This is a genomic window from Pedobacter sp. ASV1-7 (assembly GCF_040203335.1).
Taxonomy (GTDB): domain Bacteria; phylum Bacteroidota; class Bacteroidia; order Sphingobacteriales; family Sphingobacteriaceae; genus Pedobacter.
In genome coordinates this window covers 136,640-159,420 of the sequence record NZ_JBEHBV010000007.1, presented here as the reverse complement: position 1 = coordinate 159,420, position 22,781 = coordinate 136,640, and the positions used below count along the sequence as shown (strand labels likewise).

The window sequence follows — 22,781 nt, the reverse complement described above, 5'->3', positions numbered from 1 at the left end:
TGGACATTTTTAATTTTTAAAACAACCACACACAACCACACAAAGAAATGAACAGAAGAGAAGCACTTAAAAATACTGCGGTATGGCTCGGAACAGCAATTTCGGCTACTACCTTTGGTGTTTTATTTGAAGGTTTTACACTTCCTGAAAATGAGAAAAATACCATCTCATTTTCGGTGAAAGAGGAAGAGATACTGGCAGAGCTTGCCGATATCATTATCCCACCTACTAAGGATGTTGGAGGGGCTAAAGCAGCAGGTTTAGGTACTTTCATCCCAATGATGATTAAAGATTGCTATCCTGCAAACATGCAAAAAGCTTTTGCGGAAGGATTGAAAAGTGTAGAAGCAAAATCATTAAAGGATTTTAATAAGGAATTTTTATCTCTAACTGTAAAAGAACGTGAACAGCTGGTAGGTTCTATCAGAACTGAAACTATCGAACAGCAAAAAGCAGATAGAGCATCTAAAAAGAAAGGTGCTGTATATTTCTTTGTATTGCTGAGAGATCTAACCGTATTGGGGTATTTTGCCTCTGAAATTGGTTGCACACAAGCGCGTGAGTATATTGCTATTCCAGGTCGCTATGATGGATCAGCTGATTTGAAGCCGGGACAGAAATCCTGGGCTAGTTAACGTTTAATTTTAAGGATAGAATAAATCATGAATATAAATACCGATTTAAAAAAGGAAAATACATACGATGCTATTGTAATAGGATCTGGGATTAGTGGTGGCTGGGCTGCAAAAGAATTAACAGAAAAGGGCTTAAGGGTATTGATGTTGGAGCGTGGAATGAATATAGAACACGTGAAAGATTATGATACGGCGATGAAAGATCCATGGGAGTTTAAACATGCCGGCCGACTGACTGAAGAACAAAAAAGAACGCATCCGGTTCAGAAAAGGGATTATCCATATTCAGAATATAATGAGAAGTGGTGGGTAAATGATTTAGAATGCCCGTATACTGAAGATAAACGTTTTGACTGGTATCGTGGTTTCCATGTTGGAGGTAAATCATTAATGTGGGGTCGTCAAAGTTATCGTTTTAGTGATCACAACTTTGAAGATAACGCTAAAGATGGGCATGGTAATGACTGGCCAATCCGTTATAAGGATCTGGCTCCATGGTATGATTATACAGAACGTTTTGCCGGAATTAGCGGGCAAAATGAAAACTGGCCTTTGTTACCAGATGGACAGTTTCTTCCACCAATGGATCTTAATATCGTAGAGAAATCTGTTAAGAAACGCATAGAAGAACACTATAAAAGAACAAGGATTCTGACTATCGGTCGTGTAGCGAATTTAACGGTTCCGCATAAAGGTCGTGGTAATTGCCAATACAGAAACTTGTGTAGTCGCGGGTGTCCGTTCGGGGCTTATTTCAGCACTCAATCATCGACTTTACCAGCTGCAGAAGCAACAGGAAGACTAACATTAAGGCCTTATTCTATCGTAAATCATATCATCTATGATAAGAATACAAAAAAGGCCAAAGGAGTAATGGTTATAGATGCGGAGACAAACAAAACAATGGAGTTTTATGCTAAAATTGTTTTTGTGAATGGTTCTACATTAGGATCAACATTTATTTTATTAAACTCTACTTCAGAAGCACATCCAAACGGATTGGGTAATGGTAGTGGACAATTGGGACATAATCTTATGGATCACCATTTCCGTTGTGGTGCCTCTGGTGAAGCGCCAGGTTTTGATGATAAATATACTTTTGGTCGTAGGGCAAATGGAATTTATGTGCCTAGATATCAGAATGTAGGTAATGATAAACGTGATTACTTACGTGGATTTGGTTATCAAGGAGGTGCTAGCCGCAAGAACTGGCAAAGTGATATAGCTGAGCTTGCTTTTGGTAATGACTTTAAAGAGCAAATGAGTACTCCTGGAGCATGGACTATGGGGCTAGGTGGTTTTGGTGAAATGCTTCCTTATTATGAAAATAAGGTGTATATCGATAAAACCAAGAAAGACAAATGGGGACAACCTGTATTGGCTATTGACTGCGAGTACAAAGAGAATGAACAGAAGATGCGTAAAGATATGATGAACGATGCTGCGGAAATGCTTGAAGCGGCTGGTATGAAGAACATCAAAACTTACGACAGAGGGTGTTATCCGGGAATGGCAATTCATGAGATGGGAACTGCCAGAATGGGTAATGATCCAAAAACATCTGTTCTGAACAAGTGGAATCAAATGCATGAAGTAAATAATGTATTTGTTACAGATGGCTCTTGTATGCCATCAATTGCTTGTCAAAACCCTTCGTTAACTTTTATGGCTTTAACTGCACGTGCATGTGATTATGCAGTAAAAGAACTGAAGAAAAAGAATATCTAATAGTAAAAAAAGCGATGAGAATTGTTCTTATCGCTTTTTTTATATTTTATTCAGCTTCGTGGTCTACAAGAAGCTTGATTTCATGATCAGAAATAGTTATCAATCTTTCTTTATACAAGCCACCTATAGCTTTCTTAAAAGCACTCTTACTGATTTTAAAGCGGTAATAAATATCATCTGGAGAGCTTTTATCACCCAATGAGATTACGCCACCACTTTCTTTCAGGTCTGCCAACAAAACATCTTTTGTTTCCAGTATATGACCATAACCCATAGGTTGTAAGCTTAAGTCAATTTTACCTTCAACACGAATCTTTTTAATCCATCCTTTACGTGTTTCACCAGGATTCAATTCATCAAAGAGCTCATTGGTATATAATAGGCCAATATATTTATTGTCAATAATGGCATTATAACCTAAATCCGATCTGTCTACAATTAATAAACTAACTTCATCAGCTTCTTCAAGGTCAATATCTTCTTCTTCTACATAATTTACCAGTTTAGAGGAAGCTACCATACGGTCATTGCTTTCATCCAGAAAAACATAAACTACATGTTTGTCTCCTTTAAACATTGGACGTTTCTGTTCGCGCTTAGGAACGTATATATCTTTGCCCAGGCCAATGTCCATAAATGCACCACCATCCTCAGCTTCATCAACAACAGTAAGGAATGCAAAGTCGCCAACGCAGGCATAAGGTTTTTTTGTAGTAGCCTGTAATCTGCCATCTTTTTGCATAAAAACAAAAACATTCAGGTTGTCGCCAATTTCGACATTCTGCGGAACATCAACGTAGGGTAGAAGTACTTCTTTTTCACCTTCGGTTAAAATCAGCCCTTCTTCAGTTTTTTTTATAATTCTAAGGTCGTTGTATTGTCCTATTGCTATCATTTTACAAAGGTAGTATTCTCCCGTTGTTTTTTATGTGCTTCAACAATTTGACTATAATGTTTACCAACAGTTTTTCTGGTTTCTAGTCCTCCATACTCCAGACCGAATAAAATTTCCAATTTACGGGCAATCTTGTAGGGAATATCAAGTTTATCGTCAATCTGGATATCCCTGTAATTGTAAAAAGTGCTCATTCCTTTGCCAATAATACCTGGAATAGCCTTAAGTACAATGTGATATTCATGTTTCTTTAGATTCTCAATACATTCTTCGATTCTGTATTTCTTTGGTAATAGTTCTTTGTTTTGGATGTTTGCTTTCATATTACCACAAGTCTATACAGAAGCATATATAAGTTGGTAAAAATATCTCACTTATTTTAAAATTACTGAGTAGAGCTCAGCATTTGCTTTATTTTTTAATAATTGTATGGCTATTTTACTTCTTTTACCCAATGAGCAACAGAAAACTATTTTTTTATGCAGAGAAACTTCATCAAGCCGATTATTTAGTTCGTAAAGAGGGATATTGATTCCACCAATATTGTTTTCTTCGAATTCATAAGTTTCCCTGACATCTATTAGTGTAAATTCTTTTTTTTGAGATTTCCATTGCTCCAATTCCATTAAACTGATCTCCATTGCAGTTGTAGAATAGACTATTTTTTTAATTTTTGAAGCCTGTTTAATTGTTGGAGTTGCAAATTTGAAACATTGCATTTCGTTATTCAATGCATTAAACAGGAGTAGCTGTCCGGAAAGCACCTCTCCAAAACCGCAGATTACTTTAATGGCTTCATTGGCCATTAAACTGCCAATAATACCAGGAAGCGTACCTATTACACCACTTTCGCCACAATTGCCAGTGGCTTCGGGACGAGGGGGTTCTTGGTAAAGGCTCCTGTAATCAGGCCCACCATTAAGGTTGAAGACCGATATCTGCCCTTCAAACTGTAGTATTGAACCGAATACCAAAGGTTTATTTAACTTAACACAAGTGTCATTAACAAGATAACGTGTCAGGAAATTATCAGAACCATCAATAATAAGATCATATTGTCTGATTAATGAAGTAGAATTTTCCTTTGTAAGCTTAAAAGCATATGAATCAATGTCTATATCTGGATTAAACAATCGAAGTTTCGCAGCCGCGACATCAGCTTTATGCTTCCCGATATCGGAGATATGATATAGGATCTGACGGTGGAGGTTAGTCTCGTCTACCAGGTCATGATCTATAATCCCGATGTGACCAACTCCAGCTCCGGCAAGATATAGAAGTAAGGGGCAGCCCAATCCTCCAGCTCCAATAACCAATACCTTTGCATTCTGAAGCTTTTGCTGTCCTTCTAAACCAATTTCGTCAAGCGTAATCTGCCTGCTGTATCTTTTATAATTCTTTGTTGGGGTCATGACCATTACATTCTATTGTTAAACGAGAATATTGTCCCAATCTTTCCATATCGCTTCATATCCCTGTTCCGAGATCATTTCAGCGATTTCTGAAGCACTACGTTCATCCGATATTTCAAACTGTTCTAATGATTGCGGTTCAACAGTATAGCCACCAGGATTTGTTTTAGATGCTGCACTCATTGATGTGATTCCAAGTTTAACAATGTTGTTTCTAAATACTTCAGACTCTCTTGTAGAGATTGATAGTTCTACTTCTTCATTAAACAATCGATAGGCACAGATCAATTGAACCAGTTCTCTGTCACTCATGACAACTTTAGGTTCTAACCCACCGCTGAAAGGCCTTAATCTGGGGAAAGAAATACTGTATTTACTCTGCCAATATGTTTTTTCAAGGTAATTGAGATGTAGGGCTGTATAAAATGAGTCAGTACGCCAGTCTTCCAGGCCAATTAATACGCCAAGTCCCATTTTATGGATACCTGACTGACCTAGTCTGTCGGGCGTTTCAAGCCTATATTGAAAATTTGATTTCTTCCCTTTAGGATGATGTTTTTTATAATCTTCCTGATGATAGGTTTCCTGATAAACCAATACTGTATTTAAGCCGTAAGGCCTTAATTCTTCATAATCTTCAAGATCAAGAGGCTGTACTTCCATCGATATTTGTGCAAAATGAGGCCTGATCAATTCCAATACCTTTTTAAAATAATCAGTATGAACACTTTGATTGGCTTCTCCGGTAACCAGTAATACATGATCGAAGCCCATATTTTTAATTGCAGCTACTTCCTGCATGATTTCTATGGGTGACAAGGTTTTTCGTCTTACCTTGTTGTCGTAGCTAAAGCCACAATACGTACAAATGTTATTGCATTCATTTGATAAGTAGAGAGGTACATACATTTGAACAACGCGACCAAAACGCCTTAATGTTAGCTGCTGACTAATCCCTGCCATTTGTTCCAGATATGGGGCAGCAGCAGGTGAAATTAGAGCTTTAAAATCTTCCAGAGTTCTTTTACTGGAAGTCAAGGCTTGCTCAACATCGGATACTGTTTTGTTATAGATGCTGTTACGGGTTTTATTCCAATCACATTTTTCAAAGATATCGTTAAAAGTACCCATGGTTGTTAATCTAAAAATGAGGTGAGCGGACTACTTGCTATGGCCTGTACAGCTACATTACCCAACCTAGCTTCATAGGCCATCCTGCCAGCTTCGACAGCCATTTTAAAAGCCTGTGCCATCTTTGTTGGGTTACCGGAAACAGCAATAGCTGTATTCACTAAAACTGCATCAGCACCAATTTCCATTGCTTTTGCTGCATCGGAGGGGGAGCCTATGCCGGCATCTATAATTACGGGGACTACACTTTGACTGATGATAATTTCAAGAAAATCAATTGTTCTTAAACCCTTATTACTACCAATTGGTGATCCGAGGGGCATTACAGCGGCAGTACCGACATCTTCCAGACGCTTGCATAAAACAGGATCGGCATGAATGTATGGCAATACGACAAATCCTAGCTTTGCCAATTCTTCAGTAGCCTTTAATGTTTCAATAGGGTCGGGCATCAGATATTTAGGGTCAGGATGAATTTCCAGCTTTATCCAGTTTGTTTGTAAAGCTTCTCTTGCCATTTGTGCTGCAAAAATGGCTTCCTTTGCATTTCGAACTCCGGATGTATTGGGAAGTACATTGATATGAGAGTGGTTTAAATGTGCTAAGATATCATCGTCATTTCTCTGCATATCCACTCTTTTAAGTGCAACAGTAACCAATTCAGAAGCTGAGGCCAATAGGGCTTTTTCCATTTCTGAAGTTGAGCTGAATTTACCTGTGCCTGTAAAGAGTCGCGAATTGAAAGTTTTATCTGCTATTTTTAACATCTTTTTAAATTAATAGGATGGATTATTTTACGTCAGGTTTAATGATTGTTCAGAATTTCGTAATAGAAAATGAACTAAATTCTGGATGACCGGAGTGTGCTCAGGGTTGGTGGTCAGTGCTCCTGAAATAGCAATGCCATACACTCCTGCTGCTATCAATGCGGAAATATCGGTTGTTTCAATTCCACCAATAGCAATAACAGGAGTCTTGATTCCGATATCTTTTGCCTGTTTCATTAAGGAAACATAGCCCTCTAAACCAATTATCGGACTTAAATTCTTTTTAGTGCTGGTGAATCTATATGGGCCTAAACCTATATAGTCAGCACCTTCGTCGACTCTTAACTGTATATGAACAAGAGTATTAGCTGTACCTCCGATAATCATTTCAGGCCCCAGAATAGTTCTTGCTTCAGCAATAGGCATGTCATCTAAACCTAAATGAACGCCGTCAGCACCAGCTTTTAATGCAACCAGAGGATAATCATTAATAATAAGTTTAGCACCATGCTTTTTACATAATGCGACTGCCTCGATGGCTAAAGCTAAAACCTCATCTTCAGTTTGGTTTTTAACCCTCAATTGAATCCATTTGCCACCAGCCAGTAATACCATTTCAATGGCCTTTAATTGTGAATTTAATGGGGATATATAGTGTAGTCTGTTGATCATTTATTGTTTGTATTATAATTTATGGTAGCCTAGAAGGGACTCATTGCTGTTTAAAAAATGCTCTGTGCTTACTTTTGCAGATGTACATGCTTCTAAAAGTTCCTTCCCTTTAGCTAGGGACGCTGTAATTGCTGCTGATAAAACACAGCCTGAACCATGTTTTTGATAGATGCTTGTTGTGCCGGGGTGTAATTCATGTATCTGATCATCCACATATAAATAATCTGTACCTATATTTTTAGCACTATGTCCGCCTTTAAGTAAAACAGGGCAATGGGCAGACCATATTTTAGCTGTAGTATATACCTCATTATCTCCACCCAAACGAAGCATTTCAGTGTAGTTCGGAGTAATCAAATCAATTTGTTTTAATACAGGAAGCAATTGTTTTAAGCCATTCTCCCAATCATGGAAATCGTAACCAGCACTTGCTTTCAATACAGGATCCATTACTATTTTTATATCCGATTGCTGCTTTTTTAAATGACTAATCACTTCCATTAAAACAGAGATGTTTTTAATCAAACCGATCTTTACAGCAGCTATTTTAAAACGAGATAGAAGTGGTGCAGTTTGCTCTATAATTTGAGGAGCATTCAGCCATTCATTTTTAAAAAAATCGATATCTGTCTGAATCGTTAATGCTGAACAAATTCCAAAGCCGTAAACTTCCTGTTGCTCAAAACATTTAATGTCTGCCAGAACCCCAGCACCAGCGCTTGGATCGAATCCTGCAATGCTCATTACATATGGACGTAGTGCTTTTGTAAATTCCATTTTGTTGATGTTGTGCTTTATTTGAAATTTTTATTGTATCTGATTAATAATGATTTAAAATTTATAATTGCAGCTTTTTTATCTCGCCATATTGTGCCTAAAACTGCTGCACCATCAAATCCTAGTTGCTTTATCTCCTGAATATTTTGAGGAGTTATTCCTCCCAATCCGATAATTTTAGCTTTTCTATTTTGATCCGGAAGCATCAAATTAGCTTTAGACAGGCCAGTGTACCCCAGTTTGGATATGCTGTTAAACACAGGCCCATAAAAAGTATAATCAAAGCTATTTAGTTCTTTTAAGTCATTTAATTGATGAACTGAAGTGCTTAAAGTGTAACCCTCCAGTTCATCAAATTCTCCATGAGAATTGGTCTTTCTAAGTTGTTCGGCATAGTGCAACCGTTTTATTAATGGAAAAGCCCGACGCAAATGATGGAACTGGTGTAAAGCGATTCTGTCATGGTACTTATCATCTATTTCAGAAATCAACTTTTTATATCTTGAACAATCAATACCTGGCTTTCTTAAATGAAAAACATTTAAGCCAGCATCGAATAGCAGATTGATCAATCTACTTTCTTGATTAAAACAAATTGGTTCAGAAATAACAATTAAAGACATTTTAAGAGGACTTTTGAAAAGTTTATAGCTTTATAGATTACAGGTAGATTTCACTGCCTTTTTCAGTAAACTCTTTAGACTTATCGGCCATTCCTTTCTTAATTGCTTCCTGTTCATCAATGCCTTGATTTGCAGCATAAGTTCTCACATCTTGTGTGATTTTCATAGAGCAAAAATTAGGGCCGCACATTGAACAGAAGTGGGCAATCTTGGCGCCGTCAGCAGGTAGCGTTTCATCATGAAACTCTTTGGCTGTATCTGGGTCAAGAGAAAGGTTAAACTGATCTTCCCATCTAAATTCGAATCTAGCCTTACTCAATGCATTATCTCTGTATTGAGCACCAGGATGTCCTTTAGCCAGATCAGCAGCATGTGCAGCAATTTTATAGGTAATTACACCATCTTTAACATCTTTTTTATTTGGTAAACCCAAATGCTCTTTAGGAGTTACATAGCACAACATTGCAGTCCCAAACCAACCGATCATAGCAGCGCCAATAGCTGATGTAATGTGGTCATATCCAGGTGCAATATCAGTAGTTAGTGGGCCTAAAGTATAAAAAGGAGCTTCAGAACAATGTTCAAGCTGTTTCTCCATATTCTCCTTAATCAGGTGCATTGGTACGTGTCCGGGGCCTTCAATAATGGTTTGAACATCATGTTTCCATGCTATTTTAGTCAACTCGCCTAAGGTTTCCAGTTCACTGAACTGTGCTTCATCATTTGCATCAGCAATACAGCCTGGTCTTAATCCGTCTCCCAATGAAAATGCTACATCATAAGTTTTCATGATCTCACAGATCTCCTCGAAATGAGTATATATAAAATTCTCTTTGTGATGTGCCAGACACCATTTAGCCATAATAGAGCCACCTCGAGATACAATACCTGTTATTCTCTTTGCGGTTAAAGGCACATAACGCAGCAGGACACCTGCATGTATAGTAAAGTAATCTACACCCTGTTCTGCCTGCTCAATTAATGTATCTCTAAACAACTCCCAGGTCAGGTCTTCTGCTTTACCGTTCACCTTTTCGAGCGCCTGGTAAATAGGAACAGTACCAATTGGAACAGGGGAGTTACGGATAATCCATTCTCTTGTTTCATGTATATTTTTACCAGTAGAAAGATCCATAATGGTATCAGCACCCCATCTGCATGCCCATACCGCTTTTTCAACTTCTTCTTCAATGGATGAAGTAACAGCTGAATTGCCAATGTTAGCATTGATCTTTACCAGGAAGTTACGTCCTATGATCATTGGTTCAAGTTCGGGGTGGTTGATGTTGCATGGGATAACCGCACGACCCGCGGCTACTTCCGAACGCACAAACTCTGGTGTAATATATCCCTTTGGGGTATTGGCACCAAAACTATGTCCTTTATGCTGGTGGTTCATAACATCGTACTGGTCACCTAATTGTTCGTTCAGTATGTCTATGCGCTGATTTTCCCTGATGGCAATGTATTCCATTTCTGCAGTAATAATGCCTTTTTTAGCATAATGCATTTGTGATACATTCATCCCATTTTTAGCTTTATAGGGCTTATTAAGATGAGAAAATCTTAGTACATCCAATTTGTTGTCGGCCAGGCGCTGTTGTCCATAATCTGATGAAATATGTTCAAGTTGTTCAACATCTGCTCTGTTGGTTATCCATTTTTCTCTTAATCTAGGTAGACCTTCTTTAACATCAATATGGACATTAGGATCTGTATAAGGTCCGCTGGTGTCATATACAGTTACTGGAGGGTTAGTTTCTGTTAACCCGAAACCATTATGAATTTTTGTATCGTTCAAAGTGATCTCGCGCATGGCTACACTGATATCGTGTAGCTGGCCTTTAACGAATACTTTACGGGAAGCGGGGAATGGACTTCTGCTGATTACTTCTTGGTTTGGAGTCTTTTCAGTTTTCATGTTGTTATACTAAAAGATGTGATTTAAAATGAGTGAATAGGAGGTGTTTATCCGCCTTGAGTAGCTTTTATGAGTGTAACCCTGTCACCATCTTTTAAGAAATGGTGGGGCCAGTCGGATTTTGTAATGATGGTTTGATTAACTGCAACTGCAATGCCTTTGACTTCGCCAGGTAGCATAACAGCGATCATTTCTGCTATAGAGCAGGACTGATTAAATTGATGATTTTTGTTATTTATAGTTATCTCCATAATCTGTAAAATTTTGGAAAACTATAGGAGACAGCCCATGACGGCTCGAAAAGATAGCAATAGATTTGCTTCTACTTTTCCCTTCGGCAGTACTAACTGCATCAGGTTCAAAGGGTATATCTCAGCGCAAGGCACCCCTAAAGTTTTTTGTAAAGCTATGTTATTATATTCTTAAAGCCAAATTTTTAAAATAATGATGTTAATATCTGAGGATTTACCTGATGCTGACACTTCATTGAAATTCGTCGAAAATGAATTATTAGATTTGCAGTGCAATTACAATGCAATGATTTCTAATACAAAACATCGTTTCTTTCTAAGTCTTTTTTTCTTCATGTCAGGGTTAAGTTTTTCAACCTGGGCATCCAGAATCCCCACTATTAAAACCGCTTTTGGTTTCAATGAAGCTGAATTGGGTAGCCTTTTGCTGGCGTTACCAATTGGTTCATTATTGGGACTACCACTCTCCGGTTGGTTGGTTTCCAAATACAATAGCAGAGTTCCATTAACAGTAGGATATGGCCTTAATGCCTTTTCGTTGGCGCTGATTGGTTTTTCATATAATACCTTTAGCCTGGTTGTTGCTGTTGTTTTATTTGCTTTTACAACAAGGATTTTTAATATTTCTGTAAATACTCAGGCTATAACCCTGCAAAAACGGTTTGATAAGAAAATAATGGGTTCCTTTCATGGCTATTGGAGTATGGGAGGTATAGCAGGTATACTTTTATCGACTCTTTTATTGGAGTTAAATGTTTCCATACAACATCATTTTATAGCTGTTGCTATTGTGATGTTACTAATTACACTGTATTCCTATCAGTTTTTGCTGCATGGAGATAAGGCTAAAACGGGTAATAAGCTGATATTAAGTAAGCCAGATCCTTATATCTTTTATCTTGGTTCAGTTGTATTTCTATGTGCAATATGTGAGGGTGGGATGTTCGATTGGAGTGGAATCTATTTTCAGGAGATCATTAAGGTAGAGATCTTTACTTACGGTTATCTCATTTTTATGACCTTTATGGCCACATCAAGATTTTTATCTGATATTATTATTTCCAGGTTTGGGATGCCAAAAACTTATATCATGAGTGCTGTGTTCATTATTTCTGGTATCGGATTAGCCACTATCTTTCCATATTTCTGGCCCGCTATGATAGGGTTTTCATTAGTAGGGTTTGGCACAGCGGCAATTATTCCAATGTCTTATGCTCTCGCAGGTGCTTCAAAGAAATATTCAGCAGGAATGGCAATTTCTATTATTGCAACTTATTCTATTACAGGAATGTTACTTGGGCCTCCATTAATAGGCTATCTGGCACATGCTTTCAATTTGAGGGTGTCGTTTATCATTTTTGCACTATGTGGCGCTTTATTAATCCCGATTACCAGGATGTTTTTTAAACATCAAAAGCTTTCAAGTGAAACGGTTTAGCTGTTTCATTTGAAAGCTTTTGTGTTTTTGTTACTCGTTTATTAGGTGTTTTTAAGCATTTTGGATTTTTTCATTTGCTTTATCCGCAGCATTTTTAACATCTGATTTTGTCTCGCTTTTGAAATTTTCAAATTCCTGACTTATTTCTTGTGCTTTGTTTTTTACATTGTTCTTCGCTGAATTAAAGCCTTCTTTAACAGTATCAGCTGCATTCATTGCTTTGTCCGAAATTCTCCCTCTGATTTTTCTACCACTTTCCGGGGCGAACAACACACCCAATACTCCGCCAATTGCAAGACCTGCTAATAAAGCCACAATTGCTCCAGATTTATCACTGGATTTATGCGTTGGCATGTTTGAAAAGTGGTCGGAAATTAATTTTCTATAATTCATAACTATTTATTTTAATGGATGAAAACACTTTCATTAATAACTAAACAGATATAGGGTAGTAGTGTTTTGAAAAAAATGAGAAAGTGATTTATTTTTCTTAATACTGAAGCATTTGCGATTTCAAACAGCCTTAAACTTTTACCTTTTGAAGACTAAACAGGGCTAATTTATTCTCTATTTTTGCATCGTGTATTTTTTACACTAACTACTACTTGAAATAGATGAAAAAAAGTTTACTAGCATTAACCCTTGGTGGACTGGGGATTGGCATTACGGAGTTTGTTATGATGGGTTTATTGCCTGATATCGCGAAAGACTTAGCGATTACAATTCCCCAGGCTGGACACTTGATTTCTGCTTACGCCTTAGGTGTGGTTATTGGTGCCCCTTTATTAGTAGCTATTGCAGGTAGTTATCCTCCAAAAAAGATATTGATGGCACTGATGTTAATGTTTGTAGCTTTTAATTCCTTTTCTGCTTTTTCACCCGATTATACAACCATGTTTATTGCTCGTTTACTAGCAGGTTTACCTCATGGAGCATTTTTTGGTGTAGGATCAGTAGTGGCCAGTAAGCTTGCTGAAAAAGGAAAGGAAGCACAGGCAGTATCTTTGATGTTTGCAGGTTTAACAATTGCCAATGTAATTGGAGTGCCTCTAGGTACTTTTATTGGTCATAACTATTCCTGGAGATATACATTTGTGATCATTGTTATCGTAGGCCTCGTCACTTTATTGAGTTTAAAATTGTGGATGCCTACATTGCCAGCAGCAAAGGATAGAGATCTTAAAAAAGAACTGAGTTTCTTTAAACTGCCGGAGGCCTGGCTTATTATATTGATGATTGCCATAGGAACAGGAGGTTTATTCTCCTGGTACAGTTATATAGCGCCTTTGCTGACTGATGTAGGTGGTTTTTCTCCGGATTCTATTACTTATGTTTTAGTGCTTGCCGGATTGGGAATGATGGTAGGTAACTTTATTGGAGGTAAGTTGGCAGATAAGTTTTCTCCTGCAAAGGCTTCTGTATCTTTACTCATTGCAATGGCAGTAACTTTATCAATTGTTCATTTTATTTCTGTTAATCAAATGCTTGCATTGATAATGACTTTTGTTACCGGTGCTGTAGCATTTGCTTTGGCTGCACCTATTCAAATGCTGATGATTAATACAGCAAAAGGATCAGAAATGCTTGCAGCTTCTGCTAGCCAGGCAAGCTTTAACATTGGCAATGCATTAGGTGCTTTTTTGGGTGGTTTACCTTTAGCTGCAGGATATAGTTACACATCACCTGTTGCTGTAGGAGTATTGATGGCCTTAACTGGTGCTGTATTTGCCTGGATATTGATTTCTAGAAATAAAAGATTAGCTGCTACCCCCATAAAACTGAATTAAGAAATTCGTAATTTTAACAGTGTAAATTCTACACATTAAATTATGGAAACAGATTATCTATCAAGTGTACAAAAGCAATTTGAATATTATAAGCTTTTGGGTGATAAGACTATAAATCAGGTTCCTGAAGAAAAGCTGTTTTGGCAATATAATGAGGAAAGCAATAGTATTGCTACTATCGTTAAACATATATCAGGTAATATGAAATCCAGGTGGACTGACTTCCTTACAACTGATGGTGAGAAAGAAACTAGAAATAGAGAATCTGAGTTTGATAATGATCTATCTACCAGGGAAGAGGTGTTGAAAGTATGGAATGATGGCTGGAAATGTTTGCTTGATACCATATATTCTCTAAGGAATCAAGATCTTGTAAAAGAAGTTTTTATTCGCAATATGGGCCATACTGTTATGGAAGCTATTAACAGACAACTGGCGCATTATCCCTACCATGTTGGACAAATGGTTTTTATTGGCAAAATGATACGTGGCAAAGATTGGGTGTCGTTATCAATTCCAAGAGGACAGTCAGACGTTTACAATGCAGAAAAGTTTGCAAAACCTAAGCATACTGAGCATTTTACTACCGAGTTTATCAAGAAAAAGTAGTGATACTGTCTGTTGAATTTAAAACTAAAGTAATTTATGGGCTATGAAAGTGATAACAAATAAAGGATTATTAGTTTTGGCTATATTATCGCCGATATTATCCGTGGCACAATTAAAGCAAATACAAAAAGGAACAATGATTTATCCCAAGACGAAGAGCATAGCTATAAAAGATAATTATTTTGGAACAGAAGTAACAGATCCATACCGCTGGCTGGAGGATGACCAGTCTGAAGAGACTAAAGCCTGGGTTATTGCCCAAAATGAGGTGACACAGAAGTACCTGTCACAAATTCCTTATCGGAATGCGATTAAAGAACGGTTAACTCATTTAATGGATTATGAAAAGTATTCTCAGCCTTTTAAAGAAGGTGTCTATACTTATTTTTATAAAAATACAGGTTTGCAAAATCAAAGTCTATTGTATCGTCAGAAGGATGGTGAGGATGCAGAGATTTTTTTAGATCCTAATACTTTTTCTAAAGATGCGACTACTTCGCTTTCAGGGATAGATTTCTCTAAAGATGGTAGTTTATGTGCTTACCAGTTATCTGTCGGAGGTTCTGACTGGACCAGTGTTGTTGTAATGAAAACAGATGATAAGTCTGTGGTAGGAGATACATTAAAAGATGTGAAGTTTTCTGGAATTGCATGGCAGGGTAATGAAGGATTCTATTATTCTAGTTATGATAAACCTGTTGCTGGAAGCCAGTTATCTGGATTAACCCAATACCATAAGCTATATTTTCATAAGCTTGGTACATCACAAAAAGAAGATGTGTTGATATTTGGTGGCGAAAAAACACCACGTAGATATGTCGGTGCAGAATTAACGGAAGATGAACGTTATCTGATTATTTCTGCGGCAAATACAACTTCAGGAAATGAGTTGTATATCAGGGATCTAAATCAGCCTGATTCAGAGATTATTTCTGTAGTGGATAATTTCGATCAGAATCATTCCATTATAGATAATATTGGTAGCAAATTATATATCTATACTAATTTAAATGCACCAAACGGACGTATAGTCACTGTAGATGCTGCTGATCCTAAACCATCAAAATGGAAAGAACTGATCAAAGAAACCAGTAATGTATTATCTCCTTCAACAGGCGGAGGTAAATTGTTTGCAAACTATATTGTAGATGCAGTGAGTAAGGTTTTGCAATATGATATGGAAGGTAATTTAGAACATGAAATTGAACTTCCAGGCTTGGGTACTGCGGTTGGTTTTAGGGGTAAAAAAACAGAAAAGGAGATTTTTTATACTTTTACTTCCTATGTTTATCCTACTACAATTTTTAAATATGTTGTAAGCAATGGAAGTTCATTTTTGTATAAAAAATCAGGAGTAGATTTTGATCCTTTAATGTATGAATCAAAGCAATTGTTTTATAAATCTAAAGACGGGACAAAGGTTCCTGTAATCATTACTTATAAAAAAGGAATTCCATTAAATGGCAAGAATCCAACTGTTTTATATGGCTATGGAGGTTTTAATATTAGTCTTACACCTGCATTTAGCACCTCAGTAGTTTCTTTGTTAGAGCAGGGGGGCATTTATGCTGTGGCCAATTTAAGAGGTGGGGGTGAGTATGGAGAAAATTGGCATATAATGGGTACGAAGCTGCAAAAGCAAAACGTATTTGATGATTTTATAGCTGCTGCAGAGTTTTTGATTGCAGAGAAATATACTTCAAGTGACTATCTTGCTATTATGGGGGGATCTAATGGAGGATTGTTAGTTGGAGCTGTAATGACACAAAGACCGGAGTTATTTAAAGTAGCTTTCCCTGCGGTAGGAGTTTTAGACATGTTAAGATATCATAAATTCACTTCAGGTGCAGGCTGGGCTTATGATTATGGTACTTCTGAAGATTCAAAAGAGATGTTTGAGTACTTGTATAAATACTCACCGGTACACGCATTAAAAGAAGGTATTAAGTATCCGGCAACATTGGTAACTACTGCAGATCATGATGATAGGGTTGTGCCAGCTCACTCCTTTAAATTTGCAGCAACATTACAAAAAGATCAGGGAGGTAAAGCTCCTGTTTTAATCAGTATACAGACAAACGCAGGCCATGGAGCAGGAAAGCCTACTGATAAAGCTATAGAAGAAATTGCCGATAAATGGGCCTTTATGTTTTATAATATGGGGATAGAATACAAAGCAGTAAAATAATTTATATTTATATTGGCTTTGCTAAAACAACAGATAATGAAACGAACAATTATTCTATTTACATTTACCATTATGAGCTTAATTGCCGCTGCACAAACAAAAGAAGAGACTAAAATTGAAAAATTGACCGAAAAGCTACGTGCTTCTATGATCAGTGGAAATAAAGTTGATCTGGAAAAGCTGGTATGGGATAATTTAACTTACGGTCATTCGAATGGAAAAATTGAAGATAAGGCAGCTTTTGTTGAAGCATTATCGACTAAAAAATCTGATTTTAAAACCATAGAATTATCTGAAATTGCGGTTACAATAGCCGGAAAGACAGCTATAGTGCGTCATATTTTAAGAGCAGATACAAATGACGGGGGAATTCCTGGTAAAGTTAACCTCGGTATAGTATTGGTTTGGGAAAAAAGAGGAGATGAATGGAAATTACTTGCCAGACGCTCCTTTAAAATCAATTATTAACGATACTATTTTATCCTGCTGAAGAATCTGGGAACATCTCTTTCATCACTTGAATAGAACTCCAGTTTCTTATCTTTTCCGTATAAGTACAATGAAGGATATTGTTTAGGGTGGAAGAGGGGAATGAAAATACGATCACGATCCTGTAATACTGTAACATTCTTCATTGTTTTTAATGGTTTGGCAAAGTTATCCATAAAATAATTTACGGAACGGATCTCATCTTGTGTAACAAGATATATGTTTACGTTAGTCAATTCGTCACTTCTTTTAGAAATGTTTGTTGCCACCTTCTGACAATGATCACAGGTTGCATCAAAAAGAATGATCATAGATTTAGTTCCTTTTGGAATAAGATCTGTGGAAAAGTTTCCTCCATCAGTTTTGTAGAATAGTGCTTTTGGCATATCTGTGCCTGGAATTGGTTGCTGAGCATTGGCTGATAATGTGCAAACTGCAATTATTAATGCAAGGAATATTTTTCTCATTTGATTTGAATAGGTCACTAATATCCGATTCTATTCAAATATTTCTGTCATTTTAATCCAAAATTCTATTTAAACAAATGTTCCATATTTTTGTTGTATACTTAGTCTCAGTATTAATTAAAAATATAAACTTTATGAAGCAAAAATTATTATTAGCGTTATCCCTGCTTTTTTCAAGTCTGACTTATGCACAGGATATCCCGGCAAGTAGTGTGCCAGCTGTGGTAATGAACTCATTTACCAAGGCTTTTCCAAATGCGGTAAAGGTTGAATGGGAAATGAAGGGAGATTTGTACAATGCAGAATTTGATGTTAACAGACGTGATCATGAGGTTTGGCTAAATGCTGCTGGTGGAATTGTAAAACACAAACAGGAAGTTAAATCAAGAGAGCTTCCGGCTGCTGTATCTGCAAGTTTGAAAAAAAATTACAAAGGCTTTTGGATTGATGATGTTGATAAATATGAAGTAGGCAAACAGTTTTATTATAAAATAGAATTGAAAAATCTTACTCAGGAAAAGAATATAGTTGTTGACACTAGAGGTGTTATCGTAAATAAAATTCTATAATACTTTTAAACAGTTTTACTACATAACTCTGAAGGGAATATGAGGTGAAAGACACTTCCTTTATTCACTTCAGAGCTTACACTGATTGTAATTTGCTGAGATACGCAAATACTTTTTACAATAGAAAGCCCGAGTCCATGTCCAACATTTTCTGTTAGGTTGGCCTTTCTGAAGCGATCAAAAATATAAGGGAGGTCATCCTTACTAATCCCGATCCCTGTATCTTCGAAATTAATTGCATATGCACCATTAGACTCTATATTGTCTGAAATAGTTAAACTTCCATTAACTACGTTATACTTTATGGCGTTGTTAATCAAGTTATAAAATAATTGAAATAGCAGGTCTCTGTTTACCTGTTTAATAGATATATGAGTTGTAAGGTCTAGTTTAACGCTTAACCCTTTTTCTTCAAACCTGTGGGTGATCTCTTCAATGGCTTCCTTTATTAGTTCTGAAGGGTTTACGATGTCGGATTTTGCAAATTGTTCATTTTCTATCCTTGAAATCAATAACAATGAGTTTGAAATTTTCTTTAGTCTGTTTAAGGTTTTCATCATCTCGACGATCTTTAAAGCTTCAGGTTCATTCAGATGCTCATCGCCAAGCATGTTTTCCATTTTATTTTGAAGAATACTTATAGGAGTCATTAGTTCATGAGAAGCATTGGCCGTAAATTCACGTTCTTTTTCAAAAGCTTCATTAATCTGATCTAATAATGTGACTAAAGAAGCATCAAGGAATCTGAAATCCTGAGTTGAGGTGTTAATGAGAGGAGCATGATTCTTAAAAGGAAATTTACGGTCTACCAGTTTTGATTTAATGATTTTTCCCAGAGGACGGATTAACATACGTGTAAAGAACAGATCGAATATCAAACTGATAGCAATAAGACTCAGTAATACATATAACGCAATACGTTGTAGGGGCTTGTTGTATTGATTTATACTGGATACAGTCTTTCCGATTTCAAGTAGGTAGGGCTTATTTTGGAAATTAAATGTATGCATTAATATCCTGTAATTCAATGTGTCTTGCTCAATTATACGTTGTTCAGTCTTTATCGTGTCGATTGGTAATCCTTGGCCGGCTGGCTCTAATGCAATGTATTCTTCCTTTAACATGGTATAACTACCATAACTGTCATCTCCTTGCAGGTAATGATTTATACCATTCTTTTTAACTACATTAATTACCTTATTTTGCTGCCTGCGTAATGAATAATTGGTATATTCTGATACAATACCATCAACCAGGAAAGGCAGTGTAATAATAAACATGAGTACGATTGCTACTTTAGAGCCCGTAATAAAAAGGACTAATTTAGTTGATAATTTCACGTTATTTTTTAATTCTATAACCCACTCCACGAACAGTTTCAAGGAATTCTGTTGGGGCCCATGCATTTAACTTTTTCCGAATGTTTTTGATGTGTGCGTCAATATAATTAGAGTCGTAATCATCATCAGCAAAAGTGCCCCAAATGTGTTCACTAAGCTGCATACGGGTAAGTACGCGGTTGCTGTGCAAAAAGAGGTAGCTAAGTAAATCAAACTCTTTTCTTGATAATTCAATTTGTTGTTCATTGAGCATTACAAGACGTTTTTGAAGATCAAGTTTAAAATCTCCTAATGGTAATAACTCTTCCTTTACATTAAATTTTCGACGTGCAATGGCCTGCATTCTAGATTGTAATTCGAGCAATGAAAAAGGTTTTGGCAGGTAATCATCAGCGCCAAGATCAAGCCCGGCAATACGGTCTTCCAGGTTACCTCTGGCGGTTAGAATGATATATGCCGCATCTGGATTGTGTTTCTTAGCTTCAGGTAGGAGGTTTAAACCATCACCATCGGGTAAGCCAAGGTCTAGCAAGATAAAGTCATAAGTGTTGATCTGCATTTTTTCCAGACCTGCTTTAAAGCCATGGGCGAGATCACATATATAGAAGGCCTTTTTTAGAAAGTCTTCTATTTCATAAGCCAGTGTTTTTTCATCTTCAACGATTAAAACTTTCATTTCTGACTAAGGTTTAGTGTCTTCGTTTATTATCCTTTTCAGGTTTTTCTTTTTTCTCTTGTTTTACTTCACCAGGTTTTTGCTGTCTGCGAGACTGTGGAACCTCTTTAACTTCAGGTTTTTTACCACCTTTATCACCTTTGCCACGTTCTTGTCTACCGCCTCTTTTATCCTGGTAATAGTCAGCTTTTGAAATTATAACAACAGTTATAGTCTCGGTAGCAAATGCACCAAAAGGAAGACATGCGAAAATCAGAACTGTAGTAATGTATCGAAACAGACGAATTATACTCATGGTGTAAATATATAAAGATGAATACAAAGGTGTGTGTTGAATATGAATTTAAGATGAAAAATAAAAGGAATAAATAATCTTAAAATTTCATGTTCATTTCATGTTCAGTACTGAGATTTGATTTAACAACACACAAATGAAATTTAAAATTACAAGGCTATGAAAAGGTTATTATTATTAGGAATGCTTGGAGTAATAGGATGGTTACCGTTCCAGGCCAAGGCGCAGTTAAGTATTAATGTGAATATTGGTTCACAGCCTTTATGGGGGCCGGTTGGTTATGATTATGTAGATTATTATTATCTACCAGATGTAGAAGCTTATTATCATGTGCCTAACAGACAATTTATTTACTTGCAAAATTCCAGATGGATATTTTCGGCTTCTTTGCCATCAAGATATAGGGGGTATGATTTATATAGCGGTTACAAAGTAGTTGTTAATTCAAGAGATCCGTACAGACATTTTGATAGAGATAGAGTTACTTATGCAAGGTATAAAAGCTATAGAGGACAAAAAGTAATCAGGTACAGTAACGATTCAAGGTATTATGTAGTGAAAGGTCATCCGCACGGAATGTCCCATGGACATGCTAAAAAATATTATTCAAGAGATCATGACAGAGGGCATGATAGATGGGATAGAAAAGATCGTAATGATTATCGCCGTGACAGAGACCATAAAGGTCATGATAGAGATAGAGGAGATAGAGGTCACGGTAGAGGCAGACATTAATAAACACACACTAAAACCAATAGAGCCTGATCAATTGATCAGGCTCTTGTTTTATGTGGTAGTTTTTTTATAATTATTAGTTAATAAAGATTTTACCACCAAAAGGTCTATCTGTGTCTCCCAATAAACCAGCAGCAATTACAGTATATGATTTGCCTGCTTTAAACTCAAAACTTTCCAAATCTTTCGGCTCCAATTCAGGCTCTGTACCATTGTCTTGTAATTGAAGGACATAAGATTTAGGATCTATCTCAATAAAAGCACTTGCTGCTTTATAAGCTTTAGCAGAAATAATCACTTCTCCATCTTTATCAGCAAGGTCAAGTGAAGGTGCATTTGGAGAAAGATTAATAAATCTAATGAAGGCTTTTGAAGAATTCATGTTACCCAATTGATCTTTTACAATAAGGTAGTCTATATTTGGCGCTTTGTCAATTAAGAAAAGTGAGGTTACTCCATTGGTTTCCAATGATATGTTTTTTGAAATAACAGGCTCATTGCTGGCAGTTGTAAACTTAATGTTATGATCACCTGGGCTAAGAGGCATATATCCTGAGTTCCCTAAAAAAGCAACAGCTCCCTGGTTTATTTTACTCTGATCTATAAAAATATTAAATGTTGCCAGTGTAGGAGAGGTATTTGTAATGTTTAAAAATGAATACTCTTGTGCTGGAGCATTTTCTTTTGAGCAAGACTGGATAGTTAAAGCTCCAATTGATAAAAGTGCTAATACACCTAGGTTTTTGAATTTTTTAGTTACTGACATTTTAAGTTTGTTCATGTTTATACGATTAGGGTTTGTGAAATTAACTTTAATGTAGACGTATAATGTCATGCTAACGCTACAATTTAATTTAAAAAAACTCGCTACATTTAGGACATTATATTGAAAATCGGGTATTTACCCTTTAAAAATAGACACAATGAAAGTAATTATAGGTTCAGATCATGCGGGTTTTAATTATAAAACGATACTGGTTGCAGCATTACTACAAAATGGATATGAAGTACTTGACCTGGGAACAAACAGTGAACAACCTACTGATTATCCTGATCATGCAGCTGATGTAGCTGGGGCAATTTTAGATGGAAAAGGTGAAAGAGGTATCCTCATATGTGGCAGTGCGGTAGGTGTAAGTATTGCCGCGAATAAATTTAAGGGAATAAGAGCTGGGGTTTGCCATGATACCTATTCAGCGCATCAGTCTGTGGAACATGATGATGTGAATATACTTTGCATGGGCGAACGTGTTATTGGTATTGAGCTTGCTAAAGATATTGTCTACGCATTTTTAAATGCTGTTTTCTCTGGTGAAGAGCGCCATGTAAAACGATTGGAAAAAATAAAAGCATTGGAAGATAAAGAGTTATAGGTG

General features: G+C 36.6%; 26 protein-coding genes and 1 riboswitch. Of the genes, 10 read left to right on the top strand and 16 right to left on the bottom strand.

Features of this window, described 5'->3' with window-relative positions; genetic code table 11:
* Nucleotides 1-47 precede the first annotated feature (47 nt).
* Together ABDJ41_RS16705 and ABDJ41_RS16700 are read left to right on the top strand one after the other, a co-directional pair.
* Nucleotides 48-635, top strand: coding sequence for a gluconate 2-dehydrogenase subunit 3 family protein (locus tag ABDJ41_RS16705; protein WP_349787219.1), 588 nt, complete (start codon nt 48-50; stop codon nt 633-635).
* 27 nt (nt 636-662) lie between these two features.
* Nucleotides 663-2,363, top strand: coding sequence for a GMC oxidoreductase (locus ABDJ41_RS16700; RefSeq protein ID WP_349787217.1), 1,701 nt, complete (start codon nt 663-665; stop codon nt 2,361-2,363).
* Between the two features lie 46 nt (nt 2,364-2,409).
* On the opposite strand, the gene ABDJ41_RS16695 is transcribed toward ABDJ41_RS16700, so the two are convergent.
* The 10 genes from ABDJ41_RS16695 to thiS are packed head-to-tail and all read right to left on the bottom strand — an operon-like array spanning nt 2,410 to nt 10,812.
* Nucleotides 2,410-3,258 carry a CvfB family protein gene (locus ABDJ41_RS16695; protein ID WP_349787216.1) on the bottom strand — a complete coding sequence of 283 codons (849 nt, stop codon included), beginning with the start codon at nt 3,256-3,258 and terminating at the stop codon, nt 2,410-2,412.
* A complete protein-coding gene (locus ABDJ41_RS16690) occupies nt 3,255-3,581 on the bottom strand; it encodes a hypothetical protein (protein ID WP_349787214.1) in 327 nt (108 codons plus the stop codon). The genes ABDJ41_RS16695 and ABDJ41_RS16690 overlap by 4 nt, the downstream gene beginning before the upstream one ends.
* A gap of 51 nt (nt 3,582-3,632) precedes the next feature.
* The gene (locus tag ABDJ41_RS16685) at nt 3,633-4,670 is read right to left on the bottom strand and encodes a ThiF family adenylyltransferase (RefSeq protein WP_349787213.1); all 1,038 of its coding nucleotides are present in this window, start codon (nt 4,668-4,670) and stop codon (nt 3,633-3,635) included.
* Nucleotides 4,671-4,688: 18 nt separating this feature from the next.
* Complete coding sequence (gene thiH / locus ABDJ41_RS16680) at nt 4,689-5,801, bottom strand: 2-iminoacetate synthase ThiH (protein WP_349787212.1); 1,113 nt, start codon at nt 5,799-5,801, stop codon at nt 4,689-4,691.
* A 5-nt stretch (nt 5,802-5,806) separates the two neighbouring features.
* A complete protein-coding gene (locus tag ABDJ41_RS16675; protein ID WP_349787211.1) occupies nt 5,807-6,568 on the bottom strand; it encodes a thiazole synthase in 762 nt (253 codons plus the stop codon).
* Nucleotides 6,569-6,595: 27 nt separating this feature from the next.
* The gene (locus ABDJ41_RS16670) at nt 6,596-7,240 is read right to left on the bottom strand and encodes a thiamine phosphate synthase (RefSeq protein WP_349787210.1); all 645 of its coding nucleotides are present in this window, start codon (nt 7,238-7,240) and stop codon (nt 6,596-6,598) included.
* A 12-nt stretch (nt 7,241-7,252) separates the two neighbouring features.
* Entirely contained in the window at nt 7,253-8,017 is a 765-nt protein-coding gene (locus ABDJ41_RS16665) for a hydroxymethylpyrimidine/phosphomethylpyrimidine kinase (RefSeq protein WP_349787209.1), read from the bottom strand.
* A 17-nt stretch (nt 8,018-8,034) separates the two neighbouring features.
* Nucleotides 8,035-8,640, bottom strand: coding sequence for a thiamine phosphate synthase (locus ABDJ41_RS16660; RefSeq protein WP_349787208.1), 606 nt, complete (start codon nt 8,638-8,640; stop codon nt 8,035-8,037).
* Nucleotides 8,641-8,677: 37 nt separating this feature from the next.
* A complete protein-coding gene (thiC, locus tag ABDJ41_RS16655; protein ID WP_349787207.1) occupies nt 8,678-10,561 on the bottom strand; it encodes a phosphomethylpyrimidine synthase ThiC in 1,884 nt (627 codons plus the stop codon).
* A gap of 47 nt (nt 10,562-10,608) precedes the next feature.
* Nucleotides 10,609-10,812 (bottom strand): sulfur carrier protein ThiS, encoded by a 204-nt coding sequence (gene thiS, locus ABDJ41_RS16650; RefSeq protein WP_349787206.1) that lies wholly within the window; start codon nt 10,810-10,812, stop codon nt 10,609-10,611.
* A 61-nt stretch (nt 10,813-10,873) separates the two neighbouring features.
* A riboswitch (TPP riboswitch) is annotated at nt 10,874-10,961 on the bottom strand.
* A 44-nt stretch (nt 10,962-11,005) separates the two neighbouring features.
* Between thiS and ABDJ41_RS16645 the strand changes: the two genes are divergently transcribed.
* Nucleotides 11,006-12,250, top strand: coding sequence for an MFS transporter (locus ABDJ41_RS16645; protein ID WP_349787205.1), 1,245 nt, complete (start codon nt 11,006-11,008; stop codon nt 12,248-12,250).
* Between the two features lie 51 nt (nt 12,251-12,301).
* On the opposite strand, the gene ABDJ41_RS16640 is transcribed toward ABDJ41_RS16645, so the two are convergent.
* Nucleotides 12,302-12,643, bottom strand: coding sequence for a YtxH domain-containing protein (locus tag ABDJ41_RS16640; protein ID WP_349787204.1), 342 nt, complete (start codon nt 12,641-12,643; stop codon nt 12,302-12,304).
* A gap of 221 nt (nt 12,644-12,864) precedes the next feature.
* On the opposite strand from ABDJ41_RS16640, the gene ABDJ41_RS16635 reads away from it, so the two are divergent.
* Genes ABDJ41_RS16635 through ABDJ41_RS16620 form a run of 4 tightly spaced genes read left to right on the top strand, consistent with a single transcriptional unit; the run spans nt 12,865 to nt 17,302 of the window.
* Complete coding sequence (locus tag ABDJ41_RS16635; RefSeq protein WP_349787203.1) at nt 12,865-14,037, top strand: MFS transporter; 1,173 nt, start codon at nt 12,865-12,867, stop codon at nt 14,035-14,037.
* A 42-nt stretch (nt 14,038-14,079) separates the two neighbouring features.
* Nucleotides 14,080-14,646 carry a DUF1572 domain-containing protein gene (locus ABDJ41_RS16630; RefSeq protein ID WP_349787202.1) on the top strand — a complete coding sequence of 189 codons (567 nt, stop codon included), beginning with the start codon at nt 14,080-14,082 and terminating at the stop codon, nt 14,644-14,646.
* Nucleotides 14,647-14,689: 43 nt separating this feature from the next.
* On the top strand, nt 14,690-16,834 hold the full coding sequence (locus ABDJ41_RS16625; RefSeq protein WP_349787201.1) for a prolyl oligopeptidase family serine peptidase: 2,145 nt from the start codon (nt 14,690-14,692) through the stop codon (nt 16,832-16,834).
* A gap of 36 nt (nt 16,835-16,870) precedes the next feature.
* A complete protein-coding gene (locus ABDJ41_RS16620; RefSeq protein WP_349787200.1) occupies nt 16,871-17,302 on the top strand; it encodes a nuclear transport factor 2 family protein in 432 nt (143 codons plus the stop codon).
* Nucleotides 17,303-17,307: 5 nt separating this feature from the next.
* Here the strand turns inward: ABDJ41_RS16620 and ABDJ41_RS16615 are convergent, their stop codons facing one another.
* Nucleotides 17,308-17,790 (bottom strand): peroxiredoxin family protein, encoded by a 483-nt coding sequence (locus tag ABDJ41_RS16615; RefSeq protein ID WP_349787199.1) that lies wholly within the window; start codon nt 17,788-17,790, stop codon nt 17,308-17,310.
* A gap of 134 nt (nt 17,791-17,924) precedes the next feature.
* Here ABDJ41_RS16615 and ABDJ41_RS16610 point away from each other — a divergent pair, with 134 nt between their 5' ends.
* On the top strand, nt 17,925-18,359 hold the full coding sequence (locus ABDJ41_RS16610; RefSeq protein WP_349787198.1) for a PepSY-like domain-containing protein: 435 nt from the start codon (nt 17,925-17,927) through the stop codon (nt 18,357-18,359).
* Nucleotides 18,360-18,364: 5 nt separating this feature from the next.
* On the opposite strand, the gene ABDJ41_RS16605 is transcribed toward ABDJ41_RS16610, so the two are convergent.
* The 3 genes from ABDJ41_RS16605 to ABDJ41_RS16595 are packed head-to-tail and all read right to left on the bottom strand — an operon-like array spanning nt 18,365 to nt 20,670.
* Nucleotides 18,365-19,699, bottom strand: a complete 1,335-nt coding sequence (locus ABDJ41_RS16605; RefSeq protein ID WP_349787197.1) for a sensor histidine kinase — start codon at nt 19,697-19,699, stop codon at nt 18,365-18,367.
* A 1-nt stretch (nt 19,700) separates the two neighbouring features.
* A complete protein-coding gene (locus tag ABDJ41_RS16600) occupies nt 19,701-20,375 on the bottom strand; it encodes a response regulator transcription factor (protein ID WP_349787196.1) in 675 nt (224 codons plus the stop codon).
* Nucleotides 20,376-20,388: 13 nt separating this feature from the next.
* Complete coding sequence (locus ABDJ41_RS16595; RefSeq protein WP_349787195.1) at nt 20,389-20,670, bottom strand: hypothetical protein; 282 nt, start codon at nt 20,668-20,670, stop codon at nt 20,389-20,391.
* A 159-nt stretch (nt 20,671-20,829) separates the two neighbouring features.
* Between ABDJ41_RS16595 and ABDJ41_RS16590 the strand changes: the two genes are divergently transcribed.
* Nucleotides 20,830-21,405 (top strand): hypothetical protein, encoded by a 576-nt coding sequence (locus ABDJ41_RS16590; protein ID WP_349787194.1) that lies wholly within the window; start codon nt 20,830-20,832, stop codon nt 21,403-21,405.
* A 76-nt stretch (nt 21,406-21,481) separates the two neighbouring features.
* Here ABDJ41_RS16590 and ABDJ41_RS16585 read toward each other — a convergent pair whose 3' ends face one another.
* Nucleotides 21,482-22,186 (bottom strand): DUF4397 domain-containing protein, encoded by a 705-nt coding sequence (locus ABDJ41_RS16585; RefSeq protein ID WP_349787193.1) that lies wholly within the window; start codon nt 22,184-22,186, stop codon nt 21,482-21,484.
* 142 nt (nt 22,187-22,328) lie between these two features.
* Between ABDJ41_RS16585 and rpiB the strand changes: the two genes are divergently transcribed.
* Nucleotides 22,329-22,778: a ribose 5-phosphate isomerase B gene (gene rpiB, locus ABDJ41_RS16580; RefSeq protein WP_349787192.1), complete on the top strand. Its 450-nt coding sequence runs from the start codon at nt 22,329-22,331 to the stop codon at nt 22,776-22,778.
* The last annotated feature ends 3 nt before the right edge of the window (nt 22,779-22,781 follow it).